Here is a 19722-nt window from a genome sequence, read left to right as displayed (position 1 = left end):
AAAGTTGGTGGGTGAAAACTTGTTCAAAAAAATACTCATTGCCAACAGAGGCGAAATAGCGGTCCGGATTATTCGGGCCTGCCGGGAAATCGGAGTTGCAACAGTTGCAGTTTATTCGGAAGCCGACCGGAACTCCCTGCATGTGGATCTTGCTGATGAGACGGTTTGTATCGGACCGGCCAGAGCAAGGGACAGCTATCTGAATACCAAGAATATTATCAGTGCAACGGTTCTGACGGGCGCGGAAGCCATTCATCCGGGATTTGGCTTTTTGGCGGAAAACAGCAAATTTGCCGAGATGTGCAAAGCGTGCCATATCGCATTTATCGGTCCTGACCCGGAAGTGATTGAAATGATGGGGAATAAAGCTAAGGCCCGGCAGATCATGGGCCAGGCGGGTGTCCCTATCGTTCCCGGTATCGAAGGTGTGTTGGCTAATTTTAAACAGGCAGAGGCTTCTGCGGAGCGTATTGGCTATCCGATCATGCTGAAGGCATCGGCAGGCGGCGGAGGCAAGGGTATCCGGATTGTCTGGAGCCGGGATGAACTGAAGAAAGCTTATGATATGGCCAAAAAAGAAGCGCAGGCTGCCTTTGATGATGATTCAATGTATTTGGAGAAATATCTGGTGGAGCCGAGACATATCGAATTTCAGATCCTGGCCGACCACTATGGAAATGTCATTCACCTCGGAGAAAGAGACTGTTCAATCCAGCGCAGAAATCAAAAAGTCATTGAAGAGGCTCCTTCAACCGTCCTGAGTGACGAGCTTAGGTGGAAAATGGGGGATACAGCTGTTCGAGCTGCTCAAGCGGTAGGTTATAAGAGCGCCGGGACCATCGAATTTTTAGTTGACAACAACGGCGGCTATTACTTTATGGAAATGAATACCCGTATCCAGGTCGAGCATCCCGTAACCGAACTGGTTACAGGAATTGATATTGTGAAGGAACAACTGAAAATTGCCTCGGGAGAACAGCTAAACATCCGGCAGGACGACGTGCATATTCAAGGCCATGCCATAGAATGCCGAATCAATGCGGAAAATCCCGCACTTGGGTTCAGGCCGTCTCCCGGCAAAGTGAATATCCTTCTCTGGCCCGGAGGAAATGGCGTAAGACTGGACAGCGCGCTCTACAGCGGCTATGATATCCCGCCGACCTATGATTCGATGATCGCGAAACTGATTACGCACGGCCAGGACAGGAATGAAGCCATCAGTAAAATGCGCAGGGCTCTTGATGAGTTTATCATTGAAGGCATTGACACCAATATTGAATTTCTGTTTCAGATTTTGAATAACCCGAAATTTAGGTGCGCAGAAATTGACACATCCTTCATTGCCAAAGAATTTGACTATGGAGCGTAATGACAACCAATAAAAAAATGATTACGGTTGGTGCTCATGTTTAAATTAAACAGGGTTTTTAAGAAACCGCGTTATCTAACCATACAACAGAATAATAGTCAGCCGTTGCCGGCAGAGATAGAGGGGCAGGGGGAAAAGAATGTTTTGCCTGCCATTCCGAACGGGCTGTGGACAAAATGCCAGAATTGCGGAGAGACAGTTTACACGAAGGATCTCAGTAATAATAACAAGGTCTGTGTTCGCTGCGGCTACCATTTCAGGATGGGAGCCTGGGAAAGAGTCGATCTGATCATGGACACCGGTACATTTAAAGAAATTAATCAGGAGATGAAAAGCGTCAATCCGCTGGACTTTGAAGGCTATGCAGAGAAAGTCAGCGCTGGCCAGGAGAAAACGGGCCTTTCGGAAGCTGTACTGACAGGGTATGGCAAGATTCATGGCCAGGATGCTGTGATTACGGTGATGGACAGTAACTTTATGATGGGCAGCATGGGTTCGGTCGTTGGCGAGAAAGTGACCCGGGCTTTTGAATTTGCTGCTGAAAGGAAAATGCCGATCATTGCTTTTACTGCTTCAGGTGGGGCCAGGATGCAGGAAGGAATGTTTTCCCTGATGCAGATGGCGAAAACATCTGCAGCCGTTGGCAGACACAGCCGGCAGGGAGGACTGTATATCGCGGTTTTGACCGACCCGACAACGGGCGGCGTCACGGCCAGCTTCCCAATGCTGGGAGATATCATTTTGGCGGAACCCGACGCGCTGATCGGCTTTGCCGGCAAGCGGGTCATTCAACAGACCATCAGGCAGGAGTTGCCGGAAGGTTTTCAGAAAGCAGAATTTCTGCTGGAACACGGTTTTATTGATAAAATCGTGGCCAGAGAGGACCTCAAACTAACCTTGTCTCGCCTGATTAAGCTTCATTACAGGCGTTAAGCAAAAAGACGGAGTGTGGCTATGCTCGAGCGGGAAAAAGAATTAGCGGAACTGAATAATAAGCTCAGTGATTTAAGGAAGCTTGCTGAAGATAAGCAAGCCGACTTTTCATCAGAGATTGAGGGATTAGAAGAGAAGCTTACCAGGATGAAAAAGGAAGCATTCTTGAATTTGACGGCGATGGATAAGCTGGCCCTGTCCCGAATGGTGGAAAGACCCACCACGCTCGATTATATCGAGAGAATTTTTCACTCCTTTATTGAGCTGCATGGAGACCGGATGTACCGGGATGACCCCTGCATTGTCGGCGGCGTTGCCAGACTGGGCGATTTGCCGATAACGGTCATTGGCCAGCAAAAAGGCAGAAATACCAAAGAAAATGTCAAAAGAAATTTCGGGATGACAAATCCCGAAGGTTACCGTAAAGCGTTAAGGCTCATGAAGCAGGCGGAAAAATTTCACCGGCCCGTGGTTTGCTTTATTGATACACCAGGGGCTGATCCCGGTATCGGAGCGGAGGAACGGGGCCAGGGGGAAGCGATTGCACGCAACCTGATGGAAATGGTCAGTTTGCGGACGCCTGTCATTTCCATTGTTCTGGGAGAAGGAGGCAGCGGCGGGGCGTTGGCCCTGTCGATCGCAGACGAGATCTGGATGCTGGAGCATTCGATCTATTCCATACTGTCTCCTGAAGGTTTTGCCAGTATCCTTTGGAAGGATTCCTCCAGAGCAAAAGAGGCAGCCCAGATCATGAAGATTACTGCTCAGGATTTGCAGCAAATGGGCCTGATCGACAAGGTTCTGCCGGAGCCTTTGGGCGGTGCCCACCATGATCCCGAGGCGATGGCTGCCGTGATCAAGGAACATTTGTTAAAGGTCCCGTTCAGAACCATGCTGGAACAACTCGATGATGTTCTTGAAAGGCGTTATCAGAAATACCGCAGGATAGGGGCTTATACCGAGTAATGAACGAATCTCTCAGCCCTGAAAAAATAACACAATACCTCCGGACAACTTTTCTGGGAAGAAAGATCCTCTGTTTTGACGTGCTGGACTCCACCAACTGTGAAGCAGCCCGCAGAGCTTTGGCTGAAGAAGAAGGAACTGTGATCATCAGTGAACAGCAGACGACCGGCCGGGGACGTTTTGGCCGAAAGTGGCAGTCACCGGGAGGCAAGGGGATCTGGATGTCAATCATTTTGAAACCTCAACTTCCGCCGGATGTGATACCCCAGCTGACGCTGGCCGGCGCAGCGGCAGTATGTCTGGCAGTGGACGAAGCAGCTATTTCTTTCCCTGGAAGAGGAATCACCATCAAATGGCCAAATGATCTATTCCTGAACGGAAAGAAGGCCGGAGGGATTCTGACGGAAATGTCGGTCAGCAGCAGGCGGACCCCGGTAGTGGTGATCGGCATCGGTCTGAATGTGAACCTTGCTGAAACGGATTTTCCTGATGAACTGAAATCCACAGCGACTTCTTTACGTCTCGAGACGGGCAGGGAACACGACAGGACCAGGCTGACAGCCGGAATCCTAAATGGATTTGAACCGCTTTACCTGGAATACCTCAGCACGGTTGATCTAGGCAGGACCTTAACCATCTGCAGGGAGCGTTCCGAAGTCATAGGCAGAAAAGTGGTTCTCGAAAACAGGGAGGGGCCGGTGCAGACCGCTGAGGTAATCGACCTCGGGCCTAAAGGGGAACTAGTCGTAAGGCTGGCGCAGACAGGGGAGATCAAAGCGATCATTTCGGGAGAAATTTCTGTGGCCCTACACGATTAAACGAGAAGTACGGTCGCGGTTCCCAAAATGAATACAGTATTTACATGGAAAATGGCATTGAAAACGAAGCGTCCTAATGATATAGTACTGAGAATATAGTTTATTACATGAAAGAACAGAACGGAGGAATGATGATGATTCAAAATTCGCATACGCTCGAAGTTTACCGTCAAAAACGTTTGTCCTATTTCCAATGGCGCACGCAGTCAACGACGTTTGCCAAAATTGCTCTGGCAGTAAGTCTGGCCTGCCTGACCGGCCTGCTTGCCCAGGTGAAAATCTACCTGCCATTTACTCCCGTGCCTTTGGTGGCTTCCCAGATTGGGGTGATCCTGGCTGCTGTGCTGCTGGGTAGAAAATGGGGCGGTATCAGTATGGCAATCTATGCTGTCGGCGGTTTGGCAGGAATTCCGTGGTTTGCGGGTTTCAAAGGCGGAGCGGCGGCGCTTGCCGGACCGACAATTGGTTATGTGTTTGGTTTTATCCTTGCAGCACTGTTTATCGGCGGTATGATTGATTCCAGAACCCAAAACCGTAAAGCTTTGCCGCTGACCGGCATTATCCTTTTTGCCCAGCTTGTCCTTGTCTATGTTCCGGGGTTAATATCCCTGGCCATATGGCTTTGGTCGACCGGACAGACAGTTACCCTGGCCGGAGTCCTCTTTATGGGCTATATACCCTTTATTGTCGGAGATATTCTGAAGTCACTCGTCGGAGCAGCAGCTGCCAAAGCCATTGTCCCGATGGAAAAATACTAGCACAGCATCGATTTGGGTTAATATTGGACTAAAGCAGCACTTCAAGAGTAATAAGTACCAGAATAATGACAACAAAGAACGCTGCACGCTGACCATATTTAAATGTATAGGCGTACATGCCGGATCCCCCCCGCAGGCTGATTTGTAAGATATTTGATTTGTTTTATTTTATTCTATGAAGTCCGGGGAGGCAAGGTGATAAAGAAATAAACCTATGGACATATGAACATATGCGCATAGGTTTATTTTTACGGTTCTAACCCTTTTATTTCAGTTGGATTGGGATTCGAGTTCTTTTCCTGCTTCAGGCATTAGTTTCTGCACAGTGTCCCTGCAGAACCGGATCCGTTCCAGATCTGCATCCTTCAGAAGGGGATACAGTCCCGGATTGTCCAGAGCAGCTTTGGCGGGTATAACCTCATAAATCAATTGATTATTCAGGCGTTTTTTATTCACCCAAGTAGGAACGGCGTCCGCCTGGAGAACTTGATGGGTGTGATCTGGATATACCCTGATCGTCACATTGGCGATGATTCCCTGTTCGGTATAAATGTTATCGACGGTTTCCTGACGCTGATCTGAGATGAAATTTCCCTGAGAATAAAAAACCGGAACAGTTCCATTGTTGTCTGTGGCCAAAAATACGAAGGGCTGGAGCACATGCGGATGGCCTCCAAAAATCACATCTGCGCCGCAGTCAGCCAGTACGGAGGCCAAGTCCTGCTGAAAGGTACTAGGCAGTCGATGATATTCATCTCCCCAGTGCATACACAAAATGACGATTTCCGCTCCGGCCTGTCTCGCTTCGGTGATTCTCGCCTTAATGGTTTGCGCAGAACTGTCAAAATCCTGCGGGTCAAAGGTATCCATCAGTCCGGTCATGTTGACGGGAAGGATAAGACCATTGATGCTCAGGCTGCCGTCATATTGCGGATAGCCGTAGCCAAAATTGACAAACGCCACTTTAACACCTTTGATGTCCTTGACGACATAGGTGGTTTCCTTCTCGGTAGCCTTGACGCCGATAATATCCAGTCCCTTGTTTTTGACAACGTCGATCGTCCGGTAGAATCCGGTGATATCCTGATCTAAACGGTGGTTGTTGGCTGCGGTAACAATGTCAATGCCCGATTCCTTCAGAGCATCAACGATCGAATCAGGGGTATTGAATTTGGGATAACCGGAATAGCCCTGCTCAGGCCCGGCAAGCGAGGTTTCCAGGTTGGCTACGGTAATATCGGCATTTCCAAGATAGGATTTAACATACTGAAACTGGCTGCTGAAATCATACAGACCTGTTGAAGAATCGTAAGCGGCCATATAGACCGTGTTATGAATCAGGATGTCGCCGACGGAAGCGATAGAGATATCCACATAGGAAGGCTGCGGCTCGGATTCCGGAAGCGAAGAAGGATCCGGAGGATTTTGAAAAGAAATCTGGTTGGTATATTGGTAGGCGATCAGACCGCCCGCAATGAATAGGACAGCGACTGTGCAGAGGAGGATAATCAGGAGTCTTCTTTTCATAAGCTTGACCTCAAATGATAATGATATAATAATTTTTTGATCATAGAATTTTTGATTTATAGTCTGGCTTTGTTAGACTTGTCTGCGAATAGGATGGTCGCTCTTAGTCATTATAATACATTTACTTCAAAGCGAAAACGAATTATAATGACAGGAAGAATAAATGGTGAATGTTATCGCTGAAGGCTTGGTGCCAGCCGAGCTTTCTTTATGATCCAGAGGAGGTAGGGAAATGGAACAAACAGAGTCCGTACAATTCGAACAATTTGAAACAAAAATGTTTAAAGAACTGACGCAGAAAGCGATAGACAGCAGTAAAATCAATCCTGAGCTATATAGTAAATATCAAGTAATGAGGGGCTTGCGTGATCTTGAAGGCAAGGGCGTACTCGTCGGTCTGACCGAGATTGGTGAAGTGCACTCCTATATTATAGACGAAGGAGAAAAGATTCCTGTTCCGGGAAGATTAACCTATAGAGGTATCGATATTAATGACATCGTCGACGGCTTTATCAAAGACGAAAGATACGGCTTTGAAGAAACGAGCTATTTGCTTCTGTTCGGGCATCTTCCGAACGCCGAGGAGCTGAAGGATTTTGAACAGGTGCTGACGGCATATCAAAAACTGCCCGAGGACTTTGTCCGGGGTACTATCCTGAAAAGCCCGGGCAAGGATATCATGAATATGCTGGCCAGGAGCATCCTGAGCCTATATTCCTATGATGACAACCCCGATGACAATTCCATCGAAAATGTCCTGAAACAATGCATGAAACTGATTGCCTGGATGCCTTTGCTGGCCGTGTATGGCTATCACTCCTGTGCGCACTATCATGGAAACAAGAGCCTATTTCTGCACAGTCCACTGCCTCATCTCAGCACAGCGGAAAATATTCTTCACATGCTCCGGCCGGACAGTAAATACACGAAGCTTGAGGCTGCCCTGCTGGATATTTCCCTGGTCCTGCATTCCGAACACGGCGGCGGGAATAATTCGACCTTTGTTACGCATGTCATTACCTCGACCGGTTCGGACACTTATTCGGTCATGGCTGCTGCTATTGGCGCCTTAAAAGGTCCCAAGCATGGAGGCGCCAATATTAAAACCTACAATATGCTTGAAGACATTAAACAAAATGTCACAGACTGGCAGGATGAGGATGAAATCAAGGCTTATTTGATGAAGATTATGAATAAACAGGCTTTTGACAGGTCTGGCCTTATTTACGGGATTGGCCATGCCGTCTACTCGATTTCTGATCCGAGGGAAGTCCTGCTTAAAGAATACGCCGGGAAGCTCGCTCAAGAGAAAGGTCTAGCCGAAGAGTATGATTTATTCAGCAGAGTGGAAAAACTTGCTCCCGATATTGTCCTGGGCCATAACAAGTCAGGCAAGGTCATCAGCGCTAATGTGGACTTTTATTCCGGTTTTGTCTATAAAATGCTGGGGCTTCCGCTGGAACTGTTTACCCCGATCTTTGCGATCTCCAGAATGTCAGGATGGAGCGCCCACCGGATCGAAGAGATTGTGAATAATGGTAAGATTGTTAGACCGGCCTATAAAAGCGTTGCTCCAAGGCGGGAATATATTCCGCTTTCCGGCAGGAATTAGATAGAGATTTTAAATAAATACGCGGATGAAGACAACAGCCGAAAGCGGTTGTACATTGCGTAGCCCTACCTTCTTTGGTTTCTTTGTCTTTTAACATTAAGAAAGCGGTGTCGCCAACTACTTTAGTAGTTTTGCAGCACCGCTTTGCTTTTTGCGTAGAAATATTAACTTTGATGCGCTCTCAGATATTCTTTGACTTGAGGGCCTTCATACAGCAGCTGATCAGCCAACCCTACGATACTACCCGGAGAAAGCTGTCGGGCCAAGTCCGCAGCATTCTTACGCATTTCTTCAAGTAAACCGGGATTTAGACAGAAACTGTCGATCAGAGGATTAAGTTCGGAGATCTTTGAGGTTCTGACAGCAACACCTGCTTTAACTAGAATCTCGGTGTTTTCTTCTTCTTGTCCCGGAATAAAAAATGGAATAATGATGGGGATATTTTTGTTGATCGCTTCCGAGACAGTCAGACCGCCGGGTTTTGTGATAATCACATCGGACTGGTCCATCAGGTCATAGATGTTCGATGTGAAACCATAAATGACAACATCTTTGGCGTTAAAGGTACCTGTGTACTTTTTTGCAAGATCAGTCCAAAGCTTGCGATTGCTTCCGCATACTACCAGGATGCGAAGATGATGCCGGTTTTCCATAAGCGTTTTCAGGCATTTTTTGATATAGGGGATGCCCATGCTCCCGCCCATGATCAGCAGTGTAAATACATCATTGTTTCTGACAAGGCGGGGCTGACGGAATTCTTCCCGTACCGGAATGCCGAAAATGTGTATTTTATTTTCAGGAACACCTTTTTCCGTAAGCGTATCCTTGGTGTAACATGAACCAACAATGTAGGCATCAACAAAACTATTCACATAAAACTGATGAGCCATATAATCTGTAACCAGCGAAATAAAAGGCAGATTTAAGCGTCCGGATGCTTTTAAATAGGAAACAACACCGACATGAAGAGGATGGGTGGTAATAAGCAGGTCTGGCTTGTACTCTTGAATCAGCTGTTCGATGACACTATCCATGGCCCTGTTTAAAATTCTTTTGACATTTTTATTTAAGAACTCGTTATAGGTAATCTTATATAGTTTACCGTACATTTTCGGTAATCTTGTTGCGAGTATATGATAACCGTCATCGATAAGAGCTTCCATGATCCAGCTTTCTTCTTTTTTTAAGGGTTCTACAATCCGGACGGAATAGCCTGAAGCTTCAAGCTCCTTTTTCAGACAGTCTGCGGCCTGATTATGTCCATGTCCTGTAGACGCAGAGAAAATCATTACTTTAGGCACGAATATTCTCCCTTCAATTAAAAGCATAAGATGCTGAAAGTTATCCTTATACATTATAACAGTTTATGGTCGATAACCAACATAAATTTATTTATTATTTTTTGGCAAATAGGAATAACTACACAAGCAATCTTCTGGCAGGAAGACATACTTAAACGACCTTATAATAGTCTATGGGCCACAGTTTCGCGATCTACTAATACTGAAACTCAATCTGCACAGACTTTTTCTCCCTGCTGTCTGTTTTGGGCAGGAATACATTCAAAACACCATTTTTATAAATTGCCCTGACATTATCAATGGAAACGGTCGCCGGAAGAGAGACGGAGCGGCGGAATTGACCGGTATACCTTTCTTTTTTGTGTAGGCGATCTTCCTGAATCACATGCTGTTCGCGGTTTAAAGTACCGCTGATGGTTATCATGTTGTTTTCAATCTGAATGCCTACATCTTCTCTTCTTTGCAGTCCTGGCAGATCGCAGGAAACAATGATCTCTTCGTCGGTTTCATAGATGTCGGTAAATGGAACGGCCAAGCGCGGAGCGAACTCGTCTTCGAAAAAAGTATATGGAAAACTATAAAGCCTATTGATTTCACGGCGTATCTGATCTGCATTGCGCATTGGATGGAATGGTATAAGATTCATATTTCCAGCCCCCAATATTTTTGGATTTGTATCAAATGCTTTTATCAATCGTACTAGGATTATCTTAACCTGACAGATGATTTATATACCGTCTCAATGTTTAGACGAACGTACTATTGGCAATTAATCAAATAATATGAATGAAATAATTCGAACAAAAAAATGACCAAAAGTTGTCCAAATTATTTGACCTTTATTGACCTTTGTAATAAAATAGAGACATATCAAAATTAACAATCAATGATGGAGGGAACAAATATGAGTTATCTTATCCCGATGGTAGTTGAACAAACGAATCGCGGTGAACGTTCTTACGACATCTATTCTAGGCTCCTCAAAGACCGTATTATCTTCCTGGGCGGAGCAATCGATGATAACGTTGCCAATGTTGTAGTTGCGCAATTGCTTTTCCTCGAGGCGGAAGATCCTGAAAAGGACGTTTTTGTCTATATCAACAGTCCCGGAGGGTCCATTACTTCCGGGATGGCCATCTACGACACGATGCAGTACATCAGGCCTGATGTACAGACCATTTGTATTGGAATGGCTGCCAGTATGGGTGCCTTCCTGCTTGCTGCCGGCACGAAAGGTAAGCGTACTGCCCTGCCGAATGCTGAGATCCTGATTCACCAGCCGTTAATTGCTGGGGGAGGTTTATCGGGGCAGGCTACAGAAATTGAAATTCACGCCAAACAGTTGCTGAAAACGAAAAACAAAATGAACAGGATTCTTGCCGAAAGAACCGGCCAGCCTTTGGACAAAGTCGAGCAGGATACGGACCGTGACTACTATATGTCCGCTGAAGAAGCTAAAGAATACGGAATTGTTGACCGGGTACTGGAAAAAGCAGCACTGCTTGAGCAAAAGAAGAAAAACCCGCTAAAATAGAATCTCTTAAAAAAATTTCATAAAAAACCCTGAAGAAAATCCTGGATATCGGAAACGCCTCATTGAGTAATCATTTGAGGCGTTTGACGTCCATTCAGAAAAAAACATAAAAGTAAGATAAATTCGGCATACTAAACTCGGATTGTTCAAAAACAACCAAAGCAACAATAAAAAAAAGGAGGAAAAATCTTGCAGAAAATTCGTAAAGCAGTCATACCCGCGGCTGGATTGGGTACAAGATTTCTTCCTGCGACCAAAGCTCAACCCAAAGAAATGCTGCCAATCGTAGACAAACCGACCATTCAGTACATCATTGAAGAAGCGGTTCAATCCGGTATTGAAGATGTCATTATTGTCACAGGAAGAAACAAAAGAGCCATTGAGGATCATTTTGACCGTTCTGTAGAACTTGAACTATTTCTAAAAAACGGAGAAAAGTCCGAATTGCTCGATATGGTCAAACATATTGCTGAGATGGTCGATATCCATTATGTCCGCCAAAAAGAAGCTCTGGGGCTTGGTCATGCCGTCTACAGTGCCAGAAGATTTATTGGCAATGAGCCGTTTGCCGTTCTTTTGGGAGACGACGTGATCTATTCGGAAGAGCCTTGTCTGAAACAAATGATTAGGTACTACGAGCTTTATAACAGCAATCTGATTGGCGTACAGGAAGTACTGCCGGCAGAAGTGTCCAAATACGGGATTATTGATGGCAGCAGAATATCTCCGAGACTGTACAAGGCGGAAGCCATGTTTGAAAAGCCGACCCCGGAGGAAGCGCCTGATATTCCGCTTGCGATCATGGGCCGGTATATTCTTAATCCGGAAATTTTTGATATCCTCGCGGAATTGCCTCCGGGAAGAAATGGAGAAATTCAGCTGACGGATGCAATTGCGCAGTTGAGCAAGGTTCAGGATGTGTATGCCTACAATTTTGAAGGGAAAAGATATGATGTCGGGGACAAACTTGGTTTTGTCAGAGCAACCATTGAATTTGCGTTAAGACATGAAGAAATTGGCGAAAGCCTGATGGATTATCTGACCGATATTGTCAGCCGGTATCAGAAAGAAGGTCAGGAGCTTCGCCTGCTTTCAGCAGGCAATAATTTGGACAAACTTTATGATATTAAGAAGAATTACAGTTAACCGGGTAAGTAAATGGATGCTGCCCGGAAAAAACGGCGGAAAATAAAGTACTTTCACAGAAAATAGGTTGTTTACTATCCTCAATGTGACAAGCTTTTCTCTTTGCTATTGGTAATATTATACAGAAAATACCTATAGTAAGGAGGAAAAAGGATGAATTTCAGCCGCAAAAGCATCCTAACTCTTGCAGGGGCTGTTGTTCTGGCGGGGGTAATCATTATTGGCGGAATTTATGGGCCCACTGCCTGGAAAGTATTTCGTGGCCAGGTAGTTGGACCAGAGGACCAAGTGGTTATCCAGACGCCCCCGGTCAATTATGCCGGTGGAGAGACGGATGCTGATCAGACCATTGCTCAGGGTGAAGAAAGTACGGTTTCACCCAATACCGGGGGAACACCGGCTGCAGAAGGTACTGCAGGAGATACCGTTACAGCACCCAATCAGGCTGACGGCACAGACGATTCTGCCAGCAGCACGAATGAAGTCAAAAAGTACAGGGAACCGGATCTGAGTCTTTTGAATATTGCGCCTTCGCTTGAGGAGTATTTTGGCGAGAGAGCGCTCAGCGATGCATCCAGGACTCTTGCCTTCGGAGCCGCCTGGAACATCCACCAGTACACGGATGGTTATCTGTACGGTGTCACCGCAGGGCCTCAGATGAACGAACAGGATATTAAGAAGTACATTGTTTTCCATAAGACCTTATGGGAAAAGCAAATGGAAAATGAGGTCAATTCCAGTCAGGCGTCAACCTTTGATGTATATTTCAGAAATCTTCTGAATAGAGGGATCGATGCCTTTGACAGTAAGGACAAAGTAAGAATTGAACAATTCCATCTCGAGATTCATGATTTGGACGCGCATCTGCTGCGGGATGATATGAGTTCCAAGGTTTACGGGGCAACTCCTTTTGCCACGAAACGTTCTGAATAGCATTCCTAATGCATTGATGGGCGCCTGAAACAACATTTGAAGCGCTTCTAAAAAAGTTATCCTGTCTCAAACCTCCATGAGATTAGGATAACTTTTTTTGATTTTTAACCTTGTCATTATGCTGTTTATTCTGTTGATTCATTTTGGCTCTCTGGGCACGGCGCTGGGGTATTTTGAGAGCTTCCCTTCCCTGATTCAATTGGGGGTCGGAGCCTTGTCCGTAATTATGAAGAGATTGGATAAGGAAGAATAGGTCCACAGTCCTGTAATAAAAATAGGCTGAACCATGTTTAAAATCCCCGTAGAACGGATAGAATGGAAATAGTTACCATTCTATCCATTATTGAGGGGATTGTGATTTTATGCGTAAAAAATTTTGGTTGATCACAGTACTGGTATTTGTTCTGGGGGTGTGCCTCGGCGCAGGGGGGTACTTTTTATGGTCAACGACTTTGAACCCGGAAGTAAATTCTCCGGCTGAAAAGGACAACGCGGCCAAGGTAGGCACCGTTCAGAACGGTGATGCTGTTCAGAATGCTCTTCCGGACTTGTCTATCGAAGGAAATGGCATTGTTGACGGCATAGCTGATGGTACAAATGACAGTACAAATAACAGTACTGACGAAAGCACAAGCGCCTTGACTGAGGCAGAACAGGAAGCGGTTATTGCACAGTATAAACAGGGTCTGGGAATACTCTTTGATGCCTGGAAGGCCAAAGATATGACTGCGTTCAGAATTGCGATTGCCAATGCCTACACTGGAGAACTGATGGAGAAGCATATCCAGAAAGCGGAAGGATTTATTTCCAGAGGAATCGGACTGGATGTAGGCAATATTATTTTTGATGACGTGCAAATCGAATCTGCCGACAAGCTTTCGGCGACAGTTAATGCTGTTTACCGTTACACGGCCAGAGATTACGACTTGGACGAGCAGTATCCTTTGGGGGAAGAGCAGGAACATCAGGTGCATGTCAGGGCGAATCTGATTAAAATTGGTCAGAGCTGGCTGATTACGGGCGAAACGGCAATATAGCCGGCAAAATATTGCAGGATTTAACTGAACGATGGCGAATTCTAGGAGCTGAGAAGATAAGTCTTAAAAAGATTAAGACGGGGAGAGAAACGGATGTTCAAGAGAAAGCCGGGAGCGCTTGCGGTTCTGCTGATCGTAATATTGTTTTTGCCGGTCTATAGTTCCGGGGCATCTGGGGCAGAGATTCAGACGTACCAGAATCCTTCCCGGGAGGTCGTTGCTCAGAAGCTTGAGACGATTTCCAGAAGCAAAGGAATTCCGAGCGTACTGCTAAAAACAATTGCCTATTGTGAATCGGGTTGGAGACAATTCGATCAAAATGGTGAAGTGGTAACCGGCAGCACAGACGGCACCTCGAATCCTGCCCTCGGAATCATGCAGGTTACCAGTTATGATCCTGGAGATACCGAAAAAGTTAATAAACTTAAATATGATATCGACTATAATATTTCCCGCGGTGCGGAACTGCTGAATGAAAAATGGCAGATGACGCCGAAGATTGGTGATGGGGACCGTAACAAGCTGGAGAATTGGTATTTTGCGCTTTGGGCCTATCATGGCTGGTTGGCGTACAACAACCCGAATAATGCTGCTGCCAGAGGCGAGGTAGCTTATCAGGACGCGATCATTCGCAAAGCCGCAACAGCATATTTTCCGGGTATTGTCGTACCTGTCCAAATTACGCCGGTTCCCGCCGAACTTCTGCCGCTTGGCACGCTTCCGAGCAGCAGTCAGATCTGGAATACACCTGAACCGTATACCCTGGGAGACTTGACTTCCAGCACAGTTGGCACAACCACCCGAATCTCAGGTCAGAACAGGATAGACACGGTCAATCAAATTGCCTTGAACGGATGGGCGAGTGGTGCCCAGACCGTCATTCTTACCCGTTCAGATGCATTTCCTGATGCTCTGGCCGGCGTACCTCTGGCTAAAAAATATAACGCACCGATTTTGCTTACGAGCCCGGATCAACTTGATCAAGGTGTCATTGAGGTGTTGAATACCTTAAAGCCGGCAAAAGTGATTATTCTGGGTGGAGAGACGGCTGTCAGCAAACCAGTTGAGACTAGACTCAAGGCCGTTTTGACCTGGACCTCTGATGTTTCTCGGATTGCCGGGGCGGACCGTTATCAGACAGCGGTACGGATTGCCGCTGATTTTCCCAAAGATGCCAGCGTGGCTATTGCTACGGGTCTGGATTTCCCGGATGCGTTAAGTCTGGCCACAGCTGCAGCTGCCAACGAAATGCCTCTGCTGCTGACTTCAACCCGGAGCCTGCCTGAGGTTACAAGACAGGACTTAAGCAAACGTTCACCGGGAAAGATCTATATTGGCGGCGGGGAAAAAGTCATTACTGCTGAAGTAGTGACAGCCCTGACCCAGACAACCGGATTGTCTGCGGGGAATATTGTTCGTTTTGCCGGGAGCAACCGTTATGAGACTTCGGTGATGATTGCGGAAGCGTTCTTTCCCAGTACGCAGGAGATTTATATGGCTACCGGACTCGATTTTGCAGATCCTCTCGCCGCTGGCGCCCTGGCTGCAACGAAGAATGCCTGTCTATTGCTGATTTCTCCGCAGGGATTCACGACAAACGGGCCAACAGAAAATTATCTAAAAAAGATGGCTTCTTCTACAAATGTTAAAGTGATCGGCCCGGAAGCTTCCATTTCGGAATATACGGTTACCCGCGTAAAATATTTACTCAGACAGATGTGATTCAATCCATAAATCAATGATAGATTCGTCAAGAATCTGTTAATAATCAGTCCATAACCAGTCAATTTGATGAGAAGGTTTGCAAGCAAGATCATCCATTAAATGGAATAATATTGACCTTTTCCGGCAAGCAGCACTTCTTGTCGGAATTTTGTTTATGAGCGTTTATGCGGCTTTCAGCCATTTGGAAAAATTTTGGGGAAGGAAAATCTGTCTCTAAGACGAACTTATTTACTCTAAACTTCTTTCAAGTTTTGTGACGGCTACGAAGATGGCATACGATGTGCCTGGTGTCGAATGCGTCAGGATGACAAAGCATTTGACTGGTCTAATGCCGCGATGTCCAAGGATAGACTGGTGCAGCGTTGCCACGGACGGCAAAGAGCTGCCGGGGCCATGGATGGTAAGGAGCGGCGGTTTCTGTGTTTCTGATTAGGAGGTAATTAATGCGTTCGAAAAAATATATCCGGTTATTCCTGGCCGTGCTTTTCAGCATTTTGCTGCTGATCCCGGCCAGGCCGCTGCCTGTTCAGGCAGCAAACCAGAATCCTACTCCCGAGGAGATATCCCGGATCTTTGACCAGGTGGCCCTGGAGGAGAAAGTCCCTGCGGAGATCCTCAAAGCGATTGCGTTCAAAGAATCAGGCTGGCGTCAATGGAACAGTTCGGGCAATGTTGTGACGGGGGGCTCAGGCAGCAGGCCTTACCTCGGCATTATGCAGATTGGGGTATATGATCCTTCCGATTCGGAGACGATTAACCACCTGAAAACGGATATTGCCTATAATATTGCCTACGGGGCTGAAGTCCTGAAATCCAAGTGGAATATGACGCCGACCATCGGAGACGGCGACCCCGGAAAACTGGAAAACTGGTATTTTGCGATTTGGGCTTACAACAGCTGGTCCATCACCAATAATCCGAATACTGCGGCTGCTTCAGGCAGGGTAGCCTATCAGGATAAAATCTTGAAACTGATTGCCACTGATTATTATGAGGGCCTGACTGATCCCGTCAGTATCACACCGGTGTCGAAGTCACTGCTGCCGGCGGGTACACTGCCGTCAAAGAATTCTGTCTGGAAAACGCCCGAACCGGTTCACTATGCCGGTTACACGCTGGGCCTTCCCATGATCTCCAGGAGTCAAAACAATTTGCTGCTTTCAACTGTGAAAAGAATTTCCGGCATAGACCGGATTGACACAGCTGTAAAAATTGCTTATGAAGGGTGGCCTTACGGCTGTGAGACGGTCGTCATCGCGAGATCCGATGCTTTCGCAGACGCCTTAGCCGGGGTATCCCTGGCGAAACAGAATCATGCGCCAATTCTTCTTACTTCAAAGGATCAGCTTGACCAGCGGGTGGAAGTCGCTTTAACCGTTCTGAAACCACTGAAAGTGATTATTCTTGGCGGTGAGACTGCGTTATCATCCCGGGTGGAGAACAGGCTGAAGGAAGTTGTTTCCTGGACAGAAGATTTTGAGCGAATAGCGGGTCAGGACAGATATGAGACCGCAGCGCTCATTGCGTCTCATTTTCCTGAGGGCAGCGGAGTTGCTGTGGCGACCGGATCAAATTTCCCGGATGCTTTAGGTATTGCTTCAGCTGCCGCAGCCAAAGGATATCCGCTGCTATTGACGGCAAAAGACAGCCTGCCGCAGGCCACCGCAGAACTTCTACAGACCCTGAAACCGTCTGAGCTATATATTGCCGGTGGGGAGGGTGCGGTATCTGCCGGGGTCGCCGGCAGCATCACCGGTATCGCAGGTCTCTCTGCGGACAAAGTCCGGCGTTTTGCCGGTAATAACCGCTACAATACTTCGCTTACAGTCGTGCAGTCCCTGTATCCCGATGCCCAGAAGATCTACCTGGCGACCGGGGAGGGTTTCCCGGATGCTTTGGCGGGAGCAGCGCTTGCTGCTAATACGGATGCGCCGCTGTTGCTGATTCCGACGGAAGGGCCTGCAGCCGGTTCCGATACCGAGAAATATTTTCAGAGTATCTCGCCGGATGTGGAACTGGTGGTTTTCGGAGGCAAATCCGTCATCAGTGACAATGCGATTATCCGGATCAAATACCAGATGGTTAAAATATAGCAGGAGGGGGGACAAGGAGACGGATCTTTGTCCCCCTTTTGAATTGTAAAATGAGGAAAACTGTAGTAAACTGATAAACGGTGAAAACGAATTATGTCCTGAAAGGTCGGAACTGATAGCGTGGCACATCCCAAACGTACCCTATTTTTTATGCTTACCGATGCTTTATTGATTAATCTTGCCCTTTTTTTAAGCTTCTACCTGCGCCTTTCCGAAGAGGCTGATCTGCAGGTGGAGTTTGTTAAATATTTGGGTACTTATTTGAATGCCGCGATCGTATCAACCTTCGTGCTGATCGTAACGTTCCACTTTTTTGGGTTGTATAAAAATATTTGGCGATATGCCAGTGTCAGAGAGCTTCTTTCTATCGTCTACGCTGTAACCGTCGGTGCAGCGTTTACAGTTATGGCGGTCTATTTTATTTCCCCGCTCAGACTTCCGCATTCGGTCAGCATTTACTTTTGGCTGATGCTGATTGTTTTGATCGGCGGACTCCGGTTCAGCCAGAGGATGCGCCAGGAGAATACTATTTTTGCCGTGTCCAACAAATCGCAGCGAAAAGTACTCATTATCGGAGCCGGTGACGCAGGCGTTCTTGCTTTGCGTGAACTCAAGAAAAGAGATTTTCAAGAAGGTGTACCCGTCGGTTTTATTGACGACAGCAAAAGCAAAATTAATCTTCATGTTCAAGGATTTCCGGTGTTGGGTTCCCGTGACGACATCCGGCGGATTGTTGAGGACTATGCTGTTGATGAGATTATCATCGCGATCCCTTCTGCCGATGGAGAGACTGTCAGGGAGATCGTGGAAATATGCAAGGAGACACGGGCGGTCTTAAAGATTATGCCCGGCGTATACGACATCCTGAGCGGCAAGATTACGGTGAGTTCTTTAAGGGAAGTACAGGTCGAAGACCTGCTCGGGCGCGAACAGGTATCGGTGGATTTGGAAGAGGTGGCAGGTTACCTGAAAAACCAGGTTGTTCTGGTGACCGGTGCCGGAGGTTCCATCGGATCGGAACTTTGCAGGCAGATTGTCAAGTTTTTCCCCTCAAAGCTTATTCTGGCCGGACACGGGGAAAACTGTATTTTTGATATTGAGCAGGAGTTGAAGAATTCCCCGATAGTGACGGAAATTTTTGATATTAAGGATGCCGGCAAGGTTAACCTTGTTTTTGAAAAGTACAAGCCTTACGTGGTTTTCCATGCAGCTGCGCACAAGCATGTGCCACTGATGGAGGTAAATCCTGAGGAAGCATTGAAAAATAATGTGATGGGCACGAGCAATCTGGCCGCAGCGGCTGACAAAACCGGAGTCAGGACATTTGTACTGATCTCCACCGATAAGGCGGTTAATCCGACCAGTATCATGGGCGCATCTAAAAGGATGGCCGAGATGGTCATCCAGGACTATGACAAGAGATCTGAGACCAAGTTTGTCGCCGTTCGCTTTGGCAATGTTCTCGGAAGCCGTGGAAGCGTCATCCCGACATTTAAAAAGCAGATTATGGCGGGGGGACCGGTAACGGTAACGGATCCTAGGATGACCCGTTACTTTATGACCATCCCCGAAGCAAGCCAACTGGTCATTCAGGCCGGCGCGATGGCCTCAGGCGGAGAAATCTTTATTCTTGATATGGGCAAGCCTGTGAAGATCGTTGATCTGGCCAAGGACCTTATCCGTTTATCAGGTTTTGAACCGGGTAAAGATATTCAAGTTGAGTTTACCGGCGTGAGACCCGGAGAGAAACTTTTTGAAGAGATTCTGACTTCGGAAGAAGGCACGACGGCAACGAAACATAAACGTATTTTCGTAGCAAGGCCCAACCATATTGATCACGAGGCGATCGAAGGACTGGTGCAGAAAATACGCGAGCGTGGCAGCTATATGAACAGGGAGGAAATCAACACTTCCATCAGGACACTTCTTCCTGACTTTGGGAAGACCATAAAAACTTAGGCAGCGCAGTC

General features: G+C 46.9%; 18 protein-coding genes. 15 read left to right on the top strand and 3 right to left on the bottom strand.

Features of this window, described 5'->3' with window-relative positions:
• Nucleotides 1-19 precede the first annotated feature (19 nt).
• The 5 genes from DEHRE_RS12705 to DEHRE_RS12685 all read left to right on the top strand — a co-directional run bounded on the left by DEHRE_RS12705 (nt 20) and on the right by DEHRE_RS12685 (nt 4844).
• Nucleotides 20-1369, top strand: a complete 1350-nt coding sequence (locus DEHRE_RS12705; RefSeq protein WP_019224683.1) for an acetyl-CoA carboxylase biotin carboxylase subunit — start codon at nt 20-22, stop codon at nt 1367-1369.
• Nucleotides 1370-1405: 36 nt separating this feature from the next.
• On the top strand, nt 1406-2302 hold the full coding sequence (gene accD / locus DEHRE_RS12700; protein WP_019224684.1) for an acetyl-CoA carboxylase, carboxyltransferase subunit beta: 897 nt from the start codon (nt 1406-1408) through the stop codon (nt 2300-2302).
• A 21-nt stretch (nt 2303-2323) separates the two neighbouring features.
• Nucleotides 2324-3268 (top strand): acetyl-CoA carboxylase carboxyltransferase subunit alpha, encoded by a 945-nt coding sequence (locus DEHRE_RS12695; RefSeq protein ID WP_019224685.1) that lies wholly within the window; start codon nt 2324-2326, stop codon nt 3266-3268.
• Complete coding sequence (locus DEHRE_RS12690) at nt 3268-4086, top strand: biotin--[acetyl-CoA-carboxylase] ligase (RefSeq protein WP_019224686.1); 819 nt, start codon at nt 3268-3270, stop codon at nt 4084-4086. The genes DEHRE_RS12695 and DEHRE_RS12690 overlap by 1 nt, the downstream gene beginning before the upstream one ends.
• A 107-nt stretch (nt 4087-4193) precedes the next feature.
• The gene (locus DEHRE_RS12685) at nt 4194-4844 is read left to right on the top strand and encodes a biotin transporter BioY (RefSeq protein ID WP_242836963.1); all 651 of its coding nucleotides are present in this window, start codon (nt 4194-4196) and stop codon (nt 4842-4844) included.
• 270 nt (nt 4845-5114) lie between these two features.
• Here the strand turns inward: DEHRE_RS12685 and DEHRE_RS12680 are convergent, their stop codons facing one another.
• A complete protein-coding gene (locus DEHRE_RS12680) occupies nt 5115-6371 on the bottom strand; it encodes a CapA family protein (protein ID WP_019224689.1) in 1257 nt (418 codons plus the stop codon).
• A gap of 232 nt (nt 6372-6603) precedes the next feature.
• Between DEHRE_RS12680 and DEHRE_RS12675 the strand changes: the two genes are divergently transcribed.
• Entirely contained in the window at nt 6604-7983 is a 1380-nt protein-coding gene (locus tag DEHRE_RS12675) for a citrate/2-methylcitrate synthase (protein ID WP_019224690.1), read from the top strand.
• Between the two features lie 164 nt (nt 7984-8147).
• Here the strand turns inward: DEHRE_RS12675 and DEHRE_RS12670 are convergent, their stop codons facing one another.
• Nucleotides 8148-9284 (bottom strand): MGDG synthase family glycosyltransferase, encoded by a 1137-nt coding sequence (locus tag DEHRE_RS12670; RefSeq protein WP_019224691.1) that lies wholly within the window; start codon nt 9282-9284, stop codon nt 8148-8150.
• Between the two features lie 196 nt (nt 9285-9480).
• Entirely contained in the window at nt 9481-9930 is a 450-nt protein-coding gene (locus DEHRE_RS12665) for an Hsp20/alpha crystallin family protein (protein WP_019224692.1), read from the bottom strand.
• Nucleotides 9931-10188: 258 nt separating this feature from the next.
• On the opposite strand from DEHRE_RS12665, the gene clpP reads away from it, so the two are divergent.
• The 9 genes from clpP to DEHRE_RS12630 all read left to right on the top strand — a co-directional run bounded on the left by clpP (nt 10189) and on the right by DEHRE_RS12630 (nt 19711).
• Nucleotides 10189-10818, top strand: coding sequence for an ATP-dependent Clp endopeptidase proteolytic subunit ClpP (clpP, locus tag DEHRE_RS12660; protein ID WP_019224693.1), 630 nt, complete (start codon nt 10189-10191; stop codon nt 10816-10818).
• Between the two features lie 189 nt (nt 10819-11007).
• Entirely contained in the window at nt 11008-11964 is a 957-nt protein-coding gene (gene galU, locus DEHRE_RS12655) for a UTP--glucose-1-phosphate uridylyltransferase GalU (RefSeq protein ID WP_025206189.1), read from the top strand.
• Nucleotides 11965-12117: 153 nt separating this feature from the next.
• Nucleotides 12118-12897 carry a hypothetical protein gene (locus DEHRE_RS12650; protein ID WP_019224695.1) on the top strand — a complete coding sequence of 260 codons (780 nt, stop codon included), beginning with the start codon at nt 12118-12120 and terminating at the stop codon, nt 12895-12897.
• Between the two features lie 97 nt (nt 12898-12994).
• A complete protein-coding gene (locus tag DEHRE_RS14865) occupies nt 12995-13150 on the top strand; it encodes a hypothetical protein (protein ID WP_158208571.1) in 156 nt (51 codons plus the stop codon).
• Nucleotides 13151-13259: 109 nt separating this feature from the next.
• A complete protein-coding gene (locus tag DEHRE_RS12645; RefSeq protein WP_025206188.1) occupies nt 13260-13934 on the top strand; it encodes a hypothetical protein in 675 nt (224 codons plus the stop codon).
• Between the two features lie 93 nt (nt 13935-14027).
• Nucleotides 14028-15656, top strand: a complete 1629-nt coding sequence (locus tag DEHRE_RS12640; RefSeq protein WP_025206187.1) for a cell wall-binding repeat-containing protein — start codon at nt 14028-14030, stop codon at nt 15654-15656.
• Between the two features lie 256 nt (nt 15657-15912).
• Complete coding sequence (locus tag DEHRE_RS14925) at nt 15913-16092, top strand: hypothetical protein (RefSeq protein ID WP_162147879.1); 180 nt, start codon at nt 15913-15915, stop codon at nt 16090-16092.
• 10 nt (nt 16093-16102) lie between these two features.
• On the top strand, nt 16103-17752 hold the full coding sequence (locus DEHRE_RS12635; protein ID WP_025206186.1) for a cell wall-binding repeat-containing protein: 1650 nt from the start codon (nt 16103-16105) through the stop codon (nt 17750-17752).
• A 120-nt stretch (nt 17753-17872) separates the two neighbouring features.
• A complete protein-coding gene (locus DEHRE_RS12630; protein WP_176714431.1) occupies nt 17873-19711 on the top strand; it encodes a polysaccharide biosynthesis protein in 1839 nt (612 codons plus the stop codon).
• Nucleotides 19712-19722 lie beyond the last annotated feature (11 nt).

The sequence above is a fragment of the Dehalobacter restrictus DSM 9455 genome, from assembly GCF_000512895.1.
GTDB classification, from domain to species: Bacteria; Bacillota; Desulfitobacteriia; order Desulfitobacteriales; family Syntrophobotulaceae; genus Dehalobacter; species Dehalobacter restrictus.
This window is presented reverse-complemented; position numbering and strand designations above follow the sequence as displayed.

Coding starts and splice junctions, on each gene's coding strand:
- accD (WP_019224684.1), top strand. CDS start 1,406: ATGTTTAAATTAAACAGGGTTTTTAAGAAACCGCGTTATCTAACCATA.
- DEHRE_RS12695 (WP_019224685.1), top strand. CDS start 2,324: ATGCTCGAGCGGGAAAAAGAATTAGCGGAACTGAATAATAAGCTCAGT.
- DEHRE_RS12690 (WP_019224686.1), top strand. CDS start 3,268: ATGAACGAATCTCTCAGCCCTGAAAAAATAACACAATACCTCCGGACA.
- DEHRE_RS12685 (WP_242836963.1), top strand. CDS start 4,194: ATGAAAGAACAGAACGGAGGAATGATGATGATTCAAAATTCGCATACG.
- DEHRE_RS12680 (WP_019224689.1), bottom strand. CDS start 6,371: ATGAAAAGAAGACTCCTGATTATCCTCCTCTGCACAGTCGCTGTCCTA.
- DEHRE_RS12675 (WP_019224690.1), top strand. CDS start 6,604: ATGGAACAAACAGAGTCCGTACAATTCGAACAATTTGAAACAAAAATG.
- DEHRE_RS12665 (WP_019224692.1), bottom strand. CDS start 9,930: ATGAATCTTATACCATTCCATCCAATGCGCAATGCAGATCAGATACGC.
- clpP (WP_019224693.1), top strand. CDS start 10,189: ATGAGTTATCTTATCCCGATGGTAGTTGAACAAACGAATCGCGGTGAA.
- DEHRE_RS12650 (WP_019224695.1), top strand. CDS start 12,118: ATGAATTTCAGCCGCAAAAGCATCCTAACTCTTGCAGGGGCTGTTGTT.
- DEHRE_RS12645 (WP_025206188.1), top strand. CDS start 13,260: ATGCGTAAAAAATTTTGGTTGATCACAGTACTGGTATTTGTTCTGGGG.
- DEHRE_RS12640 (WP_025206187.1), top strand. CDS start 14,028: ATGTTCAAGAGAAAGCCGGGAGCGCTTGCGGTTCTGCTGATCGTAATA.
- DEHRE_RS12635 (WP_025206186.1), top strand. CDS start 16,103: ATGCGTTCGAAAAAATATATCCGGTTATTCCTGGCCGTGCTTTTCAGC.